Source organism: Streptomyces sp. NPDC014676, from assembly GCF_043084105.1.
Lineage (GTDB): Bacteria > Actinomycetota > Actinomycetes > Streptomycetales > Streptomycetaceae > Streptomyces.
The window spans coordinates 40,283-57,331 of record NZ_JBIBZI010000012.1 but is presented as its reverse complement, the minus strand read 5'-3'; the positions used below and the strand labels follow the sequence as shown (position 1 = coordinate 57,331).

The 17,049-nt window shown below is 71.9% G+C and carries 16 protein-coding genes; 5 read left to right on the top strand and 11 right to left on the bottom strand.

All coding sequences use genetic code 11. From position 1 onward, the window contains the following. Positions 1 to 158 precede the first annotated feature (158 nt). Together ACF1DX_RS28765 and ACF1DX_RS28760 are read left to right on the top strand one after the other, a co-directional pair. Positions 159 to 647, top strand: coding sequence for an FBP domain-containing protein (locus ACF1DX_RS28765; protein WP_391794041.1), 489 nt, complete (start codon positions 159 to 161; stop codon positions 645 to 647). 81 nt (positions 648 to 728) lie between these two features. Beyond that, the gene (locus tag ACF1DX_RS28760; RefSeq protein ID WP_391794040.1) at positions 729 to 1,964 is read left to right on the top strand and encodes an aromatic acid exporter family protein; all 1,236 of its coding nucleotides are present in this window, start codon (positions 729 to 731) and stop codon (positions 1,962 to 1,964) included. Positions 1,965 to 2,006: 42 nt separating this feature from the next. Here ACF1DX_RS28760 and ACF1DX_RS28755 read toward each other — a convergent pair whose 3' ends face one another. From ACF1DX_RS28755 to ACF1DX_RS28705, 11 genes are all read right to left on the bottom strand, one after another. Further along, a complete protein-coding gene (locus ACF1DX_RS28755) occupies positions 2,007 to 2,735 on the bottom strand; it encodes a DUF2470 domain-containing protein (protein WP_391794039.1) in 729 nt (242 codons plus the stop codon). A 216-nt stretch (positions 2,736 to 2,951) separates the two neighbouring features. Then, positions 2,952 to 3,218 carry a hypothetical protein gene (locus ACF1DX_RS28750; RefSeq protein ID WP_391794038.1) on the bottom strand — a complete coding sequence of 89 codons (267 nt, stop codon included), beginning with the start codon at positions 3,216 to 3,218 and terminating at the stop codon, positions 2,952 to 2,954. A 106-nt stretch (positions 3,219 to 3,324) separates the two neighbouring features. Continuing rightward, positions 3,325 to 4,068, bottom strand: coding sequence for a PIG-L deacetylase family protein (locus ACF1DX_RS28745; protein ID WP_391794037.1), 744 nt, complete (start codon positions 4,066 to 4,068; stop codon positions 3,325 to 3,327). Positions 4,069 to 4,125: 57 nt separating this feature from the next. Next, positions 4,126 to 5,427 (bottom strand): alpha/beta fold hydrolase, encoded by a 1,302-nt coding sequence (locus ACF1DX_RS28740; protein ID WP_391794036.1) that lies wholly within the window; start codon positions 5,425 to 5,427, stop codon positions 4,126 to 4,128. A gap of 100 nt (positions 5,428 to 5,527) precedes the next feature. Next, complete coding sequence (locus ACF1DX_RS28735; protein ID WP_391794035.1) at positions 5,528 to 6,553, bottom strand: LacI family DNA-binding transcriptional regulator; 1,026 nt, start codon at positions 6,551 to 6,553, stop codon at positions 5,528 to 5,530. Positions 6,554 to 6,633: 80 nt separating this feature from the next. Further along, on the bottom strand, positions 6,634 to 6,921 hold the full coding sequence (locus ACF1DX_RS28730) for a hypothetical protein (protein WP_391794034.1): 288 nt from the start codon (positions 6,919 to 6,921) through the stop codon (positions 6,634 to 6,636). Between the two features lie 15 nt (positions 6,922 to 6,936). After that, the gene (locus ACF1DX_RS28725; RefSeq protein ID WP_391794033.1) at positions 6,937 to 7,257 is read right to left on the bottom strand and encodes an L-rhamnose mutarotase; all 321 of its coding nucleotides are present in this window, start codon (positions 7,255 to 7,257) and stop codon (positions 6,937 to 6,939) included. A 31-nt stretch (positions 7,258 to 7,288) separates the two neighbouring features. Next, positions 7,289 to 8,374, bottom strand: a complete 1,086-nt coding sequence (rhaS, locus tag ACF1DX_RS28720) for a rhamnose ABC transporter substrate-binding protein (RefSeq protein WP_391794032.1) — start codon at positions 8,372 to 8,374, stop codon at positions 7,289 to 7,291. A gap of 28 nt (positions 8,375 to 8,402) precedes the next feature. Next, a complete protein-coding gene (locus tag ACF1DX_RS28715; RefSeq protein WP_391794030.1) occupies positions 8,403 to 9,416 on the bottom strand; it encodes an ABC transporter permease in 1,014 nt (337 codons plus the stop codon). Next, on the bottom strand, positions 9,409 to 10,449 hold the full coding sequence (locus ACF1DX_RS28710) for an ABC transporter permease (RefSeq protein ID WP_391794029.1): 1,041 nt from the start codon (positions 10,447 to 10,449) through the stop codon (positions 9,409 to 9,411). Before ACF1DX_RS28710 ends, ACF1DX_RS28715 begins: the two co-directional genes overlap by 8 nt. Further along, positions 10,446 to 11,963, bottom strand: a complete 1,518-nt coding sequence (locus tag ACF1DX_RS28705; RefSeq protein ID WP_391794028.1) for a sugar ABC transporter ATP-binding protein — start codon at positions 11,961 to 11,963, stop codon at positions 10,446 to 10,448. The genes ACF1DX_RS28710 and ACF1DX_RS28705 overlap by 4 nt, the downstream gene beginning before the upstream one ends. A gap of 260 nt (positions 11,964 to 12,223) precedes the next feature. On the opposite strand from ACF1DX_RS28705, the gene rhaI reads away from it, so the two are divergent. The 3 genes from rhaI to ACF1DX_RS28690 all read left to right on the top strand — a co-directional run bounded on the left by rhaI (position 12,224) and on the right by ACF1DX_RS28690 (position 16,978). After that, positions 12,224 to 13,384, top strand: coding sequence for an L-rhamnose isomerase (gene rhaI, locus ACF1DX_RS28700; RefSeq protein ID WP_391794027.1), 1,161 nt, complete (start codon positions 12,224 to 12,226; stop codon positions 13,382 to 13,384). 112 nt (positions 13,385 to 13,496) lie between these two features. Next, the gene (locus ACF1DX_RS28695; protein ID WP_391794026.1) at positions 13,497 to 15,536 is read left to right on the top strand and encodes a bifunctional aldolase/short-chain dehydrogenase; all 2,040 of its coding nucleotides are present in this window, start codon (positions 13,497 to 13,499) and stop codon (positions 15,534 to 15,536) included. Then, a complete protein-coding gene (locus ACF1DX_RS28690) occupies positions 15,533 to 16,978 on the top strand; it encodes a rhamnulokinase family protein (protein WP_391794025.1) in 1,446 nt (481 codons plus the stop codon). The genes ACF1DX_RS28695 and ACF1DX_RS28690 overlap by 4 nt, the downstream gene beginning before the upstream one ends. The last annotated feature ends 71 nt before the right edge of the window (positions 16,979 to 17,049 follow it).

Sequence of the window (17,049 nt, the reverse complement as noted above, 5' to 3'; positions counted from 1 at the left end):
CGCACCACTCCCCTTCGGCGACTGCGGTACAGCGTACGGAACGCACGGGGCCACGGTCCCCGGGAAAATCGCTGGCTCCCCCCGACGCCGGATATCTACCCTGAACCAGAAACCTAGACCCCCTAGGTTTCGAAAGAGCACGCCAGGAGACGACCCCCATGAGAGCACTCACCGAGCAGGACATCCGCGGTTCGTTCATCAACTGCTCGAAGGGTGAGGCCAAGCGGCTGGCCGTACCACGCGACCTGGGCGAACGCCCCTGGGACGATCTCGACTTCCTGGGCTGGCGCGATCCGGGCGCACCCGACCGCAGCTATCTCGTCACCGAGCGGGAGGACCGTCTCGTCGGGGTGGCCATGCGCTTCCAGCCGGCCCGGCGCGGCTTCCTGCACCGCAGCATGTGCTCCCTGTGCCTGACGACCCATCCGCGCGGCGGTGTCGCCCTGATGACCGCGCGCAAGGCGGGCCCGGCCGGCCGCGAGGGCAACTCGGTCGGCGCCTACATGTGCACCGACCTCGCCTGCTCCCTCTATCTGCGCGGCATGAAGGTCCCGGAGACCGGTGCCCGCTTCGAGGAGAGCCTCACCCTGGAGGAGCAGATCGCCCGTACCAGGGGCAACCTGTTCGCCTTCCTCGACAAGCTGTAGGCCCCGCCCGGCTGTCCTCCGGGTGACTGCTGTCGCAGGTGAGCACGTTCGTCGCGTCCGGGGAAGGGGAACCGTCCCAGGATGCAAGTGGTACGTGAGATGACAGCGCCGGCCCTCGAGTTCGTCAAGCGGCACCGGGACCCGGTGACCGTGCAGATGGTGAGGTCGGCCGCAGCGGCGACCGTCGCCTACGTCATCGCCCTGCGGCTGAGTCCGGAGGCCGCCCCGCTCACCGCGCCCCTGACCGCGCTGCTCGTCGTCCAGGTCACCCTGTACTCCACCCTCACCACCGGGGTACGCCGGGTGAACTCCGTGGTGACCGGGGTCGTGGTGGCCATCCTCTTCAGTCTGCTGGTGGGTCTGACCTGGTGGAGCCTGGGTCTGCTCATCCTGGCGTCGCTGATCGTCGGCCATCTGGTGCGGGTGGACGAGTTCGTGCCCGAGGTGGCGATCAGCGCGATGCTGGTGCTCGGGGTGACCACGCACGGGGACACCGCCTGGGCCCGCATCGTGGAGACCCTGATCGGAGCATTCGTCGGAATGGGGTTCAACCTCCTGCTCGCCCCGCCCGTATGGGTGGAGGAGGCCGGCCAGTCGATCGAGGAGCTGGCGCGCCGGGTGCGGCAGCTGATGCTGCGGATCGGCGAGGAGGCGGCGGGCCGTACGCCCCCGCACCGCGCGGCGGCCCGGCTGCACGAGGCCCGCCGCCTGGACCACGACATCACCGAGGTCGACGCGGACCTCCGGCAGGCGGAGGACAGCCTGCGGCTCAATCCCCGGGTGCGTGAGGGCCTGCTGCACCGGGTGGTGCTGCGCACCGGCCTCGACACGCTGGAGATCTGCACGGTGGTGCTGCGGGTGCTGGCCCGCACGCTGACCGACCTGGCCAAGGAGCGCGACCCGGACCGGCTGTTCGATCCGGAGACGGGCGCCGCCTTCGAGGAGCTGCTGTCCGAGATCGCGGACGCCGTGGTCAGCTTCGCGGTGCTGGTGACCACGAGCGTGAGCGCGAACGCCGAGTCGGCGGAGGAACGGCTCGCCTCCCAGCTGCGGCAGGCGGCCGCCACCCGGGACAGGCTGGCCCGGCTGCTCTTCGAGCAGGCCCGGCGCGACGCCCGCCAGTGGCAGTTGCTGGGCGCCGTGCTGACCGAGGTCAACCGCATCCTCGACGAGATGGACACCGAGCACCGCACGCGCCGGCTGTTCGAGGAACTGGACCGGCACTCGCAGGAGCAGCGCGAGCGGCTGCCGCGGCTCGCCCGGACGTGGGAGCGGCTGCGCCGCAAGCGCGGGGGCGCCTCCCACCGTTCCACGTGACGTACCCGGCCGGGGGCCACCCGTGCGGCCGGGGCCTCCGCGTCATCCGTCGCCGTCCGTGCGCTGCCGTTGCAGCGCACGGGGGCGGGAGGCGGCGCCCGCCTGGGCGAGCAGCACGTGCATGCGCTCGGTGAGCTGCGAGACGTCGTCGGCGGGCGCGTGGAACGGCAGGCGTACGTCGCCGTCCGTGCGGAGGCGTTCGATGCGCAGGGTCAGTCCGTGCCGGTCGACGGCGAGTGGCTGGACGCGGACCGCGCCGTGCAGGCTGCCGTGGTCGACCAGCCGGGTCAGCCGTTCGACCGCGTCGGCGTGGCAGCCGGCGAGGTGGGTCAGCAGCCGGGCTTCGGCGGTGGCGAGCCGGTCGGGCTCGGCGGCGGCGAACTCCTCGACGTCGACGACCAGGGCGCCGGACGGCTGCCGCAGCACCACGCGCGTGGGCCGGAGGACGAGGTGCCCGTCCCGCACGGCGAACCAGCCGGCCAGCCACAGCCGGGCGCGGATCCGGTTGCGCACGGGGACGGGTGCCACGTCGGCGAACTCCAGCACGGCGGACGGCTCGCCGCGGGGCGCGCAGAGCGCGGCGGCGAGCAGGGCGCTGTCCTCGGGCACGTGCAGCAGTACCCGCCCGTCGTCGGTCACGCCGTGCGCGCCGACGAGCTCCTCCCGGGTTCCCTCCGCGGTCACCGTGCAGGACCACGCGGCGGCGAGCACCGAGCGGGCCCGTTGCGCCGCACCGGGCGCGGCCGTCCAGCCGTGCGTGTCGTCAGCCATCCCCGAACCTCCTCTTAGGTAAGCCTTGCCTAACCTATCGAAGATCGGGGTGCGCGCCAACCGGGTCGCGTGATCTCCATGAGACCTTTCCGGGCGCGCCGGGGCCGGACGGGGTGAGGCACGCGGTCCGGCGCTTGCCGGGTGTCTCCTCCAGAGGGGACCCGGAGGAGGAACCCCCAGCCCGCCCGTGCCGCCCTGCGGCACGACTGCCCGCGGCTACCGCGAGTGAACGAGGCGGTCCGGGCCGGCCAGGATGTCCATGGCTGTGATGCGGTGGTCGGCGATGGTGACGGACATGACCGACCGGATGCGGCCGTCGACCACGCCGAGCAGGCCCAGGGAGTCGTTGGCCAGGGCCGTCCGGCCGGCCGCGCTGGAGCGGGCGAACATGACCGCCGCCTCGGCCACCGTCTTCGCGCCCCGGAGGATCTTGGATCCGGCCACGTCCCGGATCAGTTCGCCCGCGTCCGCCCGCGGCATCACGTCCGGTCGGTCAGCGAGCCGGGCATGCGGCAGGCGACCGCCTTGAGACGCCCGCGGTACTCCTCGAAGCGCTCCGCCGGCAACTCCTTGTCGTCGGCCACGGGGCTCACCGGGAGAACAGCTCGAAGGCGACCGCGGGCCGGTTCCCGAACCGCTTCCCCGTCTCCTCGGCGAAACCGGTCAGCAGACCGCGGGCGTACGCCTCCGGGTCCTCGTCGGTCAGCGCCTCGATGTAGGTCCGGTGTTCGAGCAGCGACGCGATCGCCCGCTCCAGCCCGTCCGTCGCGTCCACCGCGTGCGTGGGGCTGCCGGAACCGGCGACCGCCACCCAGCGGACGCCGTTCCAGGGTTCGAGGCCCCGCTCGGCCGGCTCCGGGAAGATCCAGCGGTTGCCGGCGTCACCGGCCGCGTCGAGCACGGCCCGCCCGACGGCCACGTGGTCCGGGGTGTTCCAGTAGGTGCCGCCCCAGGTGTCCCGGTGGTTCAGGGTGATCACCAGCTCGGGCCGGTACCGGCGGATCGCGGCGGCGATGTCCCGGCGCAGCGCGGGGCCGTACTCGACGACCCCGTCCGCGTGGTCGAGGAAGCCGACCTCCGAGACGCCGACCACGGCCGCGCTCGCCCGCTGCTCGCGTTCCCTGAGCGGGCCGCACTTCGCCGGCTCCAGGGTGTCGATGCCCGCCTCGCCGCGGGTCGCCAGCACGTAGGAGACCTCGCGGCCGGCGTCGGTCCAGGACGCGATCGCCGCCGCGCAGCCGTACTCGAGGTCGTCCGGGTGGGCCACCACGGCCAGGGCGCGCTGCCAGTCCTCGGGCATGGGCGGGAGTTGACTGGTCGTCGGCTCGGTCATGCCCGCAGACTAACCCGCCGCACCGGCATCCCGCCGGGTCCGCGCCCGGCCCCGGACTCACACCTCGTCGCGCGCCAGGGCGAGCAGCCGGTCCAGGACGCGGGGACCGCCGGCCCGGACACCGTCGTGCTCGAACTCGTCGGTGACCCAGGTGCGCAGGCCGCGGATCACGCGGGCCGTCTCCAGGGAGTGGGCGGTGTCGACGTACATGTCGTCGTGGTAGACGGCCGCCGCGACCGGGACCTCGTTGACGGCCAGGCGCGCCGGGTCGTACAGGGGCGTCCAGTCGGTGCGCGCGGCGAGCAGTCCGGCGGTCTCGCGCAGCGGGCGCAGCGCGGGGTCGCAGTCGAACATCCAGGGGTGGATGGTCTCGCCGGTGAACAGCAGCGGCTCGTCGCCGGCGAGCGTCTTGGCCGCGTCGAACCGCGGGAACTCCGCGCGCACACGCTCGGCCGACCAGGCGGTGGGGCGGGCGTCCTGGCCGTAGCACGCCTCGTGGACGAGTGCGTACAGCGGGTGCCCGGCGTACGACAGCAGGCCCTGCGCCTGCTCCTGGAAGGCGTCGGAGAGTTCGGGGCCGCCCGGGGTGCGGACGAAGGCGTCCTCCAGGAGGTGGTGCAGCCGGTGGCTGCCCTCGCCGCTGCCGAGCATCCGGCCGAGCGACTGGAACGCCTCGACGGTGAACCGGTAGCCGTTCGGGAGGATGACCTCGTGGGTGAGGAGGTGGTCGGCGATGCGGCGGGCGCGTTCGACGTCCTGCGGGTAGCGGGCGTAGTGGGCGGCGACCTTGCGCTCGACGCGCGGGTAGGCGGCCCGGTAGACGTCGTCGGCGTGGGCGTCGAGGGAGGGCAGTCCGCCGGTGATCAGGGCGGTGTCCAGGCCCTCGGGGGCGGTGGAGAGGTAGGCGACGGCGCAGAAGCCGCCGAAGCTCTGGCCGAGGACGGTCCAGGGGGCGCCGCCGGTCACCTCGGGGCGGATGGCCTCGCAGTCGCGCACGATCGAGTCGGCGCGGAAGAGGGTGAGGAAGTCGGCCTGTGCGGCGGGGCCGCCGCGCAGCGGGAGGGTCTGCCGGTTGGCGGGGGTGGAGGCGCCGGTGCCGCGCTGGTCGAGGAGCAGGACCCGGTAGTCCTCCAGGGCCCGGCCGAGCCATGCCTCCTTCCCGACGAAACGGTTCGCCCCGAAGCCGGGGCCGCCCTGGAGATAGAGCAGCCAGGGCAGGTCCTGGCCGGCCTTGTCACTCGCGACGGCCTCACGCGCGTACAGCTCGATCGTCTCCCCCGAGGGGGCGTCGTGATCGAGGGGCACGGTGAACCGGCGGTCGGTGAGGACCACGCCGGGCTGGCGGTAGCTGACGGTCAACGGGACTCCCGGGACGAACGGATTGTCGGACCGTGACCCAGTTCAGCACATGTCCGTCCGGCCAACGAGCCCAGGATCATGGAATTTTGCCGAATGTCCGTCAGCGGGCCGCCAGGCTGGAGCGCCGGACCACCAGTTCCGGGCGGAGCACGACCCGGCGGTGCTCGTGCGGCTCGGCCGCGTTCTCGCTCTCGGTCTCCTCCAGCAGCAGCTCGGCCGCCAGGGCGCCCATGGTGACCGCGGGCTGCCGCACCGAGGTCAGCGGCACGGCGGCCGCGGCGGCGAACTCGATGTCGTCGTAGCCGACGATCGCGAGGTCGTCGGGGACGCCGACGCCGGCCGCGTACATCGCCTGGAGCACACCGAGGGCGAGCAGGTCGTTGGCGCAGAAGACGGCGGTGGGCCGGTCGGCGAGTCCGAGCAGGCGGGCGCCCGCGTCGCGGCCGGCGGCGACGTCGAGCCGCTCGGTGGGCAGTTCGCGCAGGTGGTCGGGGCCCAGTCCGGCCTCGGCGAGGGCGTTCAGGGCGCCGGTGCGGCGGTCCCGGACCTGGTTCAGTCCGGGCGGGCCGCAGACGTACGCGATGGAGCGGTGCCCGGCGTCGACGAGGTGCCGCACCGCCAGCGCGCCGCCCGCCACGTCGTCCACGGAGACCGAGCACTCGGTGGTGCCCTCGGCGACCCGGTCGACCAGGACGAAGGGGATGCCGTGCCGGCGGAACGCCTCGATGTTGCGGCCGGTGGCGTCCGCCGGGGTGAGCAGGACGCCCCGCACCCGCTGTTCGGCGAAGAGGGAGAGGTACTCGGCCTCCTCGCCCGGGTTCTGGGCGCTGTTGCAGACCATCACGCCGAGCCCGGCCTCGCGGGCGGCGCGTTCGGCGCCGCGGGCGACGTCGACGAAGAACGGGTTGCCCATGTCGAGGACGAGCAGGCCCATGATGCGGCTGCGGCCGGCGCGCAGCTGGCGGGCGGACTCGCTGCGCACGTAGCCGAGCCGGTCTATGGCGGACAGCACCCGTGCCCGGGTCTCGGCGGCGACCGTGTCCGGGCGGTTGATCACGTTGGAGACCGTGCCGACGGACACTCCGGCGACGCGGGCGACGTCCTTGATACCCACCGACTGGGCCATCGGGCAGGGACCTCCAGAAAGAGCGGGGCGACGCGGCGGGCCATCACACTACCGGCAGCGCCGCCCCTGAGCGGTCACGGTCAGGCGGGCAGCCTGAGGTCGACTACGTGCGGGAGCGAGGGTGTCGTACCGGTGGACTTCTCCCGGTACACGGCCGACAGCACCCCGTCCCGGGCGACGCACATGTCGTCGACGACCACCCGGCGGGTGACGACGGCGCCCCGGCCGGCGGTGTGCCGGACCGCGTACCGCCGGCTGTCGGGCATGGTGCCGCCGGTGCAGGTGACCGACGGCCCGGACGCGGCGGCCAGGGCGGGGGCCGCCGCGGCGCCGAGGAGCACGCCGGCCGGGAGAGTGCGTCGTCTCATCGCGGGCTTTCGTCGTCAGGCGAGGTGGAAGACCTCGGTCAGCGGTGTCATCGCCTCGTCCGGCCGGGAGCCGTCGAGGGACTCGAAGAAGGGGGACATCTCGGCCTGCCAGCGGGCGTTGACCTCGGTGGCCTCCATGCCGGCCCTGGCCGCCTCGAAGTCCTCGGTCTCCAGGTAGCCGACGAGGAGGCCGTCGTCGCGCAGGAAGAGGGAGTAGTTGTGCCAGCCGGTGGCCGAGAGCGCCTCGCACATCTCGGGCCACACGGCGGCGTGGCGTTCGCGGTACTCGGCGATCCGGTCCTGTCGGACCTTGAGCAGGAAACAGACGCGTCGCATGAAGTACCGCTCCTTCAGGGGGAAGTGGGGATCAGAAGTCGAACTGGTCGATGTTCTCGGCGTTGAAGACGGTGGGCTTGCCGAGGTTGATCACGCCGTCCTTGCCGATGGTGTACTCGCCCATCGCGCCGGCCGTGAAGGTCTCGCCCTCCTTGCCGGTGATCTGGCCGGAGGACAGGGCGACGGCGGTGCGGGCGGCCAGCTCGCCGAGCTTGGCCGGGTCCCAGAGCTCGAACGCCTCGACGGTGCCGTTCTTGACGTACTTGCGCATGTCGTTGGGGGTGCCGAGGCCGGTCAGCTTGACCTTGCCCTTGTACTTGGAGCCGGACAGGTACTGGGCGGCGGCCTTGATGCCGACGGTGGTCGGGGAGATGATCCCCTTCAGGTCCGGGTACTCCTGGAGCAGGCCCTGGGTCTGCTGGAAGGACTGCTGGGCGTCGTCGTTGCCGTAGGCGACCTTGACCAGCTTGATGTCCTTGTACTTGGGGTCCTTGAGTTCGTCCTTCATGAACTCGATCCAGGCGTTCTGGTTGGTCGCGGTCTGCGCGGCGGACAGGATCGCGATCTCGCCCTTGTAGCCGATCTGTTCGGCGAGCAGCTGCACCTCGGTGCGGCCCAGGTCCTCGCCGCTGGCCTGCGAGACGAAGGCGTTGCGGCAGTCGGGGGTGGTGTCGGAGTCGTAGGTGACGACCTTGATGCCGTTCTTCATCGCCTGCTTGAGCGCGGTGCACAGGGCGCCGGGGTCCTGCGCGGAGACGGCCATGGCGTCGACCTGCTGCTGGGTCAGGGTGTTGACGTAGGAGACCTGGCCGGCGGTGTCGGTGGCGCTGGAGGGGCCGACCTCCTTGTAGGTGGAGCCCAGTTCCTCGACGGCCTTCTCGCCGCCCTTGTCGGCGCTGGTGAAGTAGGGGTTGTTGACCTGCTTGGGCAGGAAGCCGACGGTCAGGCCCTTCTTGGTGGCCGCGTTCGGGTCGGCCTTGCCGGCCGAGGCCGCCGCGCCGCCGCCCTCGTTCTTGACGTCCTCCTTGGTGGTGCCGCCGCAGGCGGTGGCGGCCAGGGCGAGCGAGGTGACGGCGGCGAGGGCCGCGCAGGTGCGGCGGATGGATGCCTTGCGCATGGTGGGTTCCTTAGAGGACGAGAAGGGCTCAGGAGGTGGGAGTGGGGGTCTTGGAGACCGGTGGTGACGCGGTCGCCCGGCGTCCGGCCCTCGCGACGGCGATCTGCCGGGCGACGCGCGGTCCCAGCACGGACAGCACCAGGAGCACACCGGTGACGACGATCTGCGACTGCGCGGAGACGTCCTGGAGGCTCATCACGTTCTGCAGCGCGCCGAGCAGGAACACACCGGCGATCGCGCCGCCGAGCGTCCCCTTGCCGCCGTCGAAGTCGATGCCGCCGAGCAGCACGGCCGCCACGACGGAGAGTTCGAGGCCGGTGGCGTTGTCGTAGCGGGCGCTGGCGTAGTGCAGGGCCCAGAAGACGCCGGTGAGGGAGGCCATCAGACCGGTCAGGGTGAACAGGATCAGCTTCTGCCGCCTGACGCGGATGCCGGCGAACCGGGCCGCCTCCTCGCTCGCGCCGACCGCGAACAGCGACCGGCCGAACGGGGTGGCGTGCAGGGCGACGACGGCGATGGCGAGCAGCACCAGGAAGGGCAGGAGGGCGTACGGAATGAACGTGTCGCCGATGCGTCCGGCGGCGAAGTCCAGGTACGGGGTGGGGAAGTCGGTCACCGCGTCGGAGCCGAGCACGATCTGCGCGATGCCCCGGTAGGCGGCCAGCGTGCCGATGGTGACGGCGAGGGACGGCAGCCCGAGGCGGGTCACCAGCAGGCCGTTGACCAGACCGCAGACGACGCCGATCACGAGGCAGATCGGGATGATCGTCTCGATGGTCATGCCCTGGTTCCACAGGGCGCCCATCACCGCGCCGGACAGGCCGGCCGTGGAGGCCACGGACAGGTCGATCTCGCCGGAGACCACGAGCAGGGTCATGGGCAGGGCGATCAGCGCGATCGGCAGGGTGTTGCCGATGAGGAACGACAGGTTGAGCGCGTTGCCGAAGCCGTCGACGGTGGTGAAGGACAGCAGCAGGACGACGACGAGCAGGGCGCCGACGACCGTGTCCCAGCGGACCGCGCGCGTGAGGGACTCAGGCATGGCAGGCGTTCCTCTTCTTCAGGGCCAAGGCCACGCGCAGCGCGACGATCCGGTCGACCGCGATGGCGAGGATGAGCAGGATGCCGTTGATGGCGAGCACCCACACGGAGCTGACGCCGAGGGCGGGCAGCACGCTGTTGATGGAGGTCAGCAGCAGCGCGCCGAGGGCCGCGCCGTAGACGCTGCCGGAGCCGCCGGTGAAGACCACGCCGCCGACCACGACCGCGCTGACGACGGTGAGTTCGTAGCCGTTGCCGGTACTGGAGTCGACGTTGCCGAACCGGGCCAGGTACAGGGCGCCGGCGAGTCCTGCGAGGGCGCCGCAGAAGGTGTACGCGGCGAGGATCCGCTTGCGCACGGGGATGCCGGCGAGCCGGGCGGCCTCGGGGTTGGAGCCGAGCGCGTACAGCTCGCGTCCGCTGCCGAAGTGCTTGAGGTAGTACGCCGTCGCCACGAGCACCGCGAGCGCGATGAGCGCCAGGTAGGGCACGGCCGAGATGCCGCCGGAGCCGAAGTCGACGAAGGAGCCGGGGAGGTCGGCGGCGGTGATCTGGCGGGAGCCGACCCAGATGGAGTCGATGCCGCGGATGATGTAGAGCGTGCCGAGGGTGACGACGAGGGCGGGGACCTGGCCGAGGCTGACGAGCAGGCCGTTGAGCAGTCCGAAGCCGATGCCGAGCAGCACGGCGAGGGCGACGGCTACGACCGGGTTCCCGCCGTCCTGGAGGTAGGTGCCGGCGGCGAAGGCGCTGATGCCGAGGGTGGAGCCGACGGACAGGTCGACGTTGCGGGTGATGACGACCAGGGACTGGCCGGTGGCGACCAGGACCAGGATGGTCGCGTTCAGCAGCAGGTCCTTGATGCCCTGTTCGGACAGGAACTCGCTGTTGCCGGCCTGGGTGACGGCGATCATCACCAGGAAGACGACCAGGATGGCGAGTTCGCGCATCTTGAAGACGCGGTCCACCAGCCGGGTGGCGCCGGCCTTGGGCACCTCGGCGACGGGGGCTTCTTCGGGAGCGGCGACCGTCATGCGGCGGCCCTCCCCGTGGCTGCGGCCATCACGGTTTCCTCGGTGGCGTCGGTGCGGGGGATCTCGGCGGTGAGCCGGCCCTCGTGCATCACCAGCACGCGGTCGGCCATGCCGAGGATCTCGGGCAGGTCGGAGGAGATCATCAGGACGGCGACGCCGTCGGCGGCGAGCTGGGAGAGCAGCCTGTGCACCTCGGCCTTGGTGCCGACGTCGATGCCGCGCGTGGGCTCGTCGACGATCAGCACCTTCGGGCCGGTGGCGAGCCACTTGGCGAGGACGACCTTCTGCTGGTTGCCGCCGGACAGGGTGTTCACCGTGTCGGCGATCCGGGCGTACTTGACCTGGAGCTTGACGGCCCAGTCGAGGGAGCGGCTGCGTTCGGCGCCGCGGTCCATCAGGCCGGCCCTCACGGTCGTACGGAGTCCGGTGAGGCCGATGTTGCGCTCGATGGACATGTCCATCACCAGGCCCTGGGCGCGCCGGTCCTCGGGGACCAGGGCGAGGCCCGCGGCCATGGCCGTGGACGGGGCTCCGTTGGTCAGTTTCCGTCCGTCGACCTCGACCTCGCCGGCGTCCCAGCGGTCGACGCCGAAGACGGCGCGGGCCACCTCGGTGCGCCCGGCGCCGACGAGTCCGGCCAGGCCGACGATCTCACCGCGCCGCACGTCGAAGGAGACGTCGGTGAAGACGCCCTCGCGGGTCAGCCGGCGCACGCTCAGGGCGATCTCGCCCGGCGTGACGTCCTGCTTGGGGTAGAGCTCCTCGAGGTCGCGGCCGACCATGCGGCGGACCAGGTCGTCCTCGGTCATGCCGGCCAGCGGCTCGCTGGAGATCCAGGCGCCGTCGCGGAGCGTGGTGACCCGCCGGCAGATCTCGAAGATCTCCTCCAGGCGGTGGGAGATGAACAGCACCGCGGCACCCTGCTCGCGCAGCGTGCGCACGACGCCGAAGAGGCGGGCGACCTCGCTGCCGGTGAGGGCGGCGGTGGGCTCGTCCATGATCAGGACGCGGGCGTCGAAGGAGAGCGCCTTGGCGATCTCGACGATCTGCTGGTCGGCGATGGACAGGCCGCGGGCCGGACGGTCCGGGTCGAGGTCGACGCCGAGCCGCTTCATCAGGGCGGCGGTCGCGTCGTGGGTGGCGCGGTGGTCGATCCGGCCGAGCGCCTTCCGGGGCTGCCGGCCCATGAAGATGTTCTCGGCGATCGACAGGTCGGGGAAGAGCGTGGGCTCCTGGTAGATCACGGCGATGCCGGCGTCGCGGGCGTCACCGGGGCCGTGGAAGACGACGGGGGCACCGTCGAGCAGCACCTGGCCGGTGTCCGGACGGTGCACTCCGGCGAGCGTCTTGATGAGGGTCGACTTGCCGGCTCCGTTCTCGCCGGCGAGGGCGTGCACCTCCCCGGGGAACAGCTCCAGGGAGACGTCCCGCAGGGCGCGGACCGCACCGAAGGACTTGGAGATGCCCTTCAGCGCGAGAACCGGGGCCGGACCCGTGTCGGACGGGTGGGTCATGAGGGCTCCTCGACGACGCCGACGGGAGGCCCCACGGCGTCGTGAAAGGTTTCAACTGGGTTGCCGGGACGTTAGGCGCGCGACGCATGTCACGTCAATGGGTCCCGGCCGAAAAACTTTCGACACCTTCAGGTCTCGGCCTGGTCACGGAGGATCGTCTGCGCCGAAGGGGTTGACACCCCTTCGGGAGACCCATAGCTTCCCGTTCTGAATCGTTTCACTCAGTGGTCGTTACGACCCGATGTCACAGGAGCCCTGACGTGACCGAGCTCGCCGCGGTGAAAGCCGCTCTCAAGACACAGGCCGTGGAGACGCCGTCCTGGGCGTACGGGAACTCGGGGACCCGGTTCAAGGTGTTCGCGCAACAGGGCGTCCCCCGCACCCCGCAGGAGAAGCTGGACGACGCCGCCCAGGTGCACGCGTTCACCGGTGTCGCACCGACCGTGGCGCTGCACATCCCGTGGGACAAGGTCGAGGACTACGCGGCGCTGGCCGAGCACGCCGAGGACCGCGGGGTGAGGCTCGGCGCGATCAACTCCAACACCTTCCAGGACGACGACTACAAGCTCGGCAGCATCTGCGCCCCCGACGCGGCGGTGCGCAGGAAGGCCGTCGACCACCTGCTGGAGTGCGTCGACATCATGGACGCGACCGGCTCCAAGGACCTGAAGCTGTGGTTCGCCGACGGGACGAACTACCCCGGGCAGGACGACATCCGGGCCCGCCAGGACCGGCTCGCCGAAGGGCTCGCCGAGGTGTACGAGCGGCTCGGGGACGACCAGCGGATGCTGCTGGAGTACAAGTTCTTCGAGCCGGCGTTCTACACGACGGACGTGCCGGACTGGGGCACCGCCTACGCGCACTGCCTGAAGCTGGGCGAGAAGGCGCAGGTCGTGGTCGACACCGGTCACCACGCCCCGGGCACCAACATCGAGTTCATCGTGGCGACGCTGCTGCGGGAGGGGAAGCTCGGCGGGTTCGACTTCAACTCGCGGTTCTACGCCGACGACGACCTGATGGTCGGCGCCGCCGACCCGTTCCAGCTGTTCCGGATCATGTACGAGGTGATCCGTGGGGGCGGGTTCACTCCCGAGGTGGCGTTCATGCTGGATCAGTGCCACAACATCGAGGCGAAGATCCCGGCGATCATCCGTTCCGTCATGAACGTCCAGGAGGCGACGGCGAAAGCGCTGCTGGTCGACCGGGCGGCGTTGGGCGAGGCACAGGCCTCGGGGGATGTGCTCGAGGCGAACGCCGTGCTGATGGACGCGTACAACACGGACGTGCGTCCGCTGCTGCGTGAGGTGCGGGAGGAGATGGGGTTGGACCCCGAGCCCCTGGTCGCCTATCGGCGGTCCGGGTGGGCCGAGAAGATCGTCGCCGAGCGGGTTGGCGGAGAGCAGGCCGGGTGGGGGGCGTAGGCGTCTGCCGGGTTTCTGTTTGTCGCGGGCTGCGGGCCGTTTGTGGCTGGTCACGCAGTTCCCCGCGCCCCTAGGTATGTGCACTCACCCCCTCAAGTAAGGACTGGATGTCATGGCGCCCCACACCGAAGCTGCCGCTCTGCTCGCTCGATCGCACCGGCTCGGTGCCGACCCCCGCAACACCAACTACGCCGGCGGCAACACCTCCGCCAAGGGCACCGGGACCGACCCCGTCACCGGGGGTGACGTCGAGCTGATGTGGGTCAAGGGGTCCGGGGGCGACCTCGGGACGCTGACCGAGACGGGGCTGGCCGCGCTGCGGCTGGACCGGCTGCGGGCGCTGACCGGTGTCTACCCGGGTGTCGAGCGCGAGGACGAGATGGTCGCCGCGTTCGACTACTGCCTGCACGGCAAGGGCGGTGCGGCCCCGTCGATCGACACCGCGATGCACGGGCTCGTCGACGCCGCGCACGTGGACCACCTCCACCCCGACTCCGGGATCGCGCTCGCCTGCGCGGCCGACGGGGAGAAGCTGACCGCCGAGTGCTTCGGCGACACCGTGGTGTGGGTGCCGTGGCGGCGGCCCGGTTTCCAGCTCGGGCTGGACATCGCCGCCGTGAAGGAGGCCAACCCGCAGGCCATCGGCTGTGTGCTCGGCGGGCACGGCATCACCGCGTGGGGCGACACCTCCGAGGAGTGCGAGCGCAACTCGCTGCACATCATCCGCACCGCCGAGGAGTTCCTCGCCGAGCGCGGCCGGCCGGAGCCGTTCGGCCCCGTGATCGAGGGGTACGAGGCGCTGTCCGGGCAGGAGCGGCGGGAGCGGGCCGCCGCGCTGGCGCCGTACGTCCGCGCCGTCGCCTCGCAGGACCGGCCGCAGGTCGGCCACTTCGACGACTCCGACGCCGTACTGGACTTCCTGGCCCGTGCCGAGCACCCGCGGCTGGCCGCGCTGGGCACCTCCTGCCCGGACCACTTCCTGCGCACCAAGGTCCGCCCGCTCGTCCTCGACCTGCCGCCGTCCGCCCCGCTGGACGAGGCGGTCGCCCGGCTGAAGGAGCTGCACGCGGCCTACCGCGAGGAGTACGCCGCCTACTACGCGCGGCACGCGCAGCCCGATTCTCCCGCGATGCGCGGCGCCGACCCGGCGATCGTGCTGGTGCCGGGCGTGGGCATGTTCAGCTTCGGCAAGGACAAGCAGACCGCGCGGGTGGCCGGCGAGTTCTACCTCAACGCGATCAACGTGATGCGCGGGGCCGAGGCGGTCTCCACGTACGCGCCGATCGAGGAGTCGGAGAAGTTCCGCATCGAGTACTGGGCGCTGGAGGAGGCCAAGCTCCAGCGGATGCCGAAGCCCAAGCCGCTCGCCACCCGGGTGGCGCTGGTGACGGGTGCGGGCAGCGGGATCGGCAGGGCGATCGCCCAGCGGCTGGTGGCCGAGGGCGCGTGCGTCGTCGTGGCCGACCTGAACGGGGAGAACGCCGAGCGGGTCGCCGAGGAGCTGGGCGGGTCCGACAAGGCCGTCGCCGTGACCGTCGACGTGACGTCGGAGGAGCAGATCGCGGATGCCTTCAAGGCCGCCGTGCTCGCCTTCGGCGGGGTCGACCTGGTGGTGAACAACGCCGGTGTCTCGATCTCCAAGCCGCTCCTGGAGACGACCGCGAAGGACTGGGACCTCCAGCACGACATCATGGCCCGCGGTTCCTTCCTCGTCTCGCGCGAGGCGGCCCGGGTGATGACCGCGCAGGAGCTGGGCGGCGACATCGTCTACATCGCGTCGAAGAACGCGGTGTTCGCCGGCCCGAACAACATCGCCTACTCGGCCACCAAGGCCGACCAGGCGCACCAGGTGCGCCTCCTCGCCGCCGAGCTGGGTGAGCACGGCATCCGCGTCAACGGCGTCAACCCGGACGGCGTGGTGCGCGGCTCCGGGATCTTCGCGGGCGGCTGGGGTGCCAAGCGCGCCGCCGTGTACGGGGTGCCGGAGGAGAAGCTGGGCGAGTTCTACGCCCAGCGGACGCTGCTGAAGCGCGAGGTGCTGCCCGAGCACGTGGCGAACGCCGTGTTCGCGCTGACCGGCGGCGACCTCACCCACACCACCGGACTGCACGTCCCGGTCGACGCCGGCGTCGCCGCCGCGTTCCTGCGATGAGTGCCGTGAAGTCCTACGCCGCGGTCGACCTCGGTGCGTCCAGCGGACGCGTCATGGTCGGCCGCGTCGGCCCCGACAGCCTGGAGCTGACCGAGGTCAACCGCTTCCCCAACCGGCCGGTGCGCGTGCCCGAGGGGCTGCGCTGGGACGTCCTGGCGCTGTACGCCGGGGTGCTGGACGGGCTGAGGGCGACCGGCGCGGTGGACTCCGTCGGCATCGACAGCTGGGCCGTGGACTACGGGCTGCTGGACGCGGACGGGGCGCTGCTCGGCAACCCGGTGCACTACCGCGACGGCCGTACCGACGGGATCGCGGAGAAGGTGTGGGCGACCCTGCCCGCCGGGGAGCTGTACGCGGCGACCGGTCTGCAGTACGCGCCGTTCAACACGCTGTACCAGTTGACGGCGGCCCGCGGCTCGGTCCAACTGGCGCAGGCCCGGCGGCTGTTGCTGATTCCGGATCTGCTGACGTACTGGCTGACCGGCGAGCAGGGCACGGAGCTGACCAACGCCTCGACCACCCAGCTGATCGACCCGCGCACCCGCGACTGGGCGCACGGGGTCGCGGAGCGCCTCGGCATCGACCTCTCGCTGTTCGCGCCGCTGCGCCGGCCCGGGGACGCGGCCGGGGTGCTGCGGCCCGAGGTCCTGGAGGAGACCGGGCTGACCGGGCCGGTCCCGGTGACGGCGGTCGGCTCGCACGACACCGCGTCCGCGGTGGCCGCCGTCCCGGCGGACGGCGAGCGGTTCGCGTACATCTGCACCGGCACCTGGTCGCTGGCCGGTCTCGAACTGGACGCGCCGGTGCTCACCGAGGAGAGCCGGGCCGCCAACTTCACCAATGAGCTGGGGCTGGACGGCACGGTCCGCTATCTGCGCAACATCATGGGCCTGTGGCTGCTCCAGGAGTGCCTGCGGGCCTGGGGGCAGCCGGATCTGGGCGCGCTGCTGCTCGACGCGGCCAAGGTGCCGGCGCTGCGGTCGGTGGTGGACGCCGGGGACGCGGCGTTCCTCGCGCCCGGGCGGATGCCGGAACGGATCGCCGAGGCCTGCCGGGACTCGGGACAGCCCGTGCCGGCCACCCCCGCCGAGATCACCCGGTGCATCCTCGACTCGCTCGCCCTGGCCCACCGCAAGGCCGTCACCGACGCGCAGCGGCTCGCCGGGCAGTCGGCCGACGTGGTGCACATCGTGGGCGGCGGTACCCGCAACGCCCTGCTGTGCCAGCTGACCGCCGACGCCTGCGGGCTGCCGGTGGTGTCCGGGCCGACGGAGGCGGCGGCCCTGGGCAACGTGCTGGTGCAGGCCCGTGCCCACGGACTGGTCGGCGACCTGGCCGGGATGCGGCGGCTGCTCACCCGTACGCAACCGCTGACGCGGTACGAACCGCGCGGCGGTACGCAGCGGTGGCAGGCGGCGCAGGCCCGGCTCGCCCGGGGCTGACGCGGTCTCCCCCGGGCCCCCGCTCCCCCACTACCCTGCATTCACCCGATGATCGATCTCACTAGGAGCCG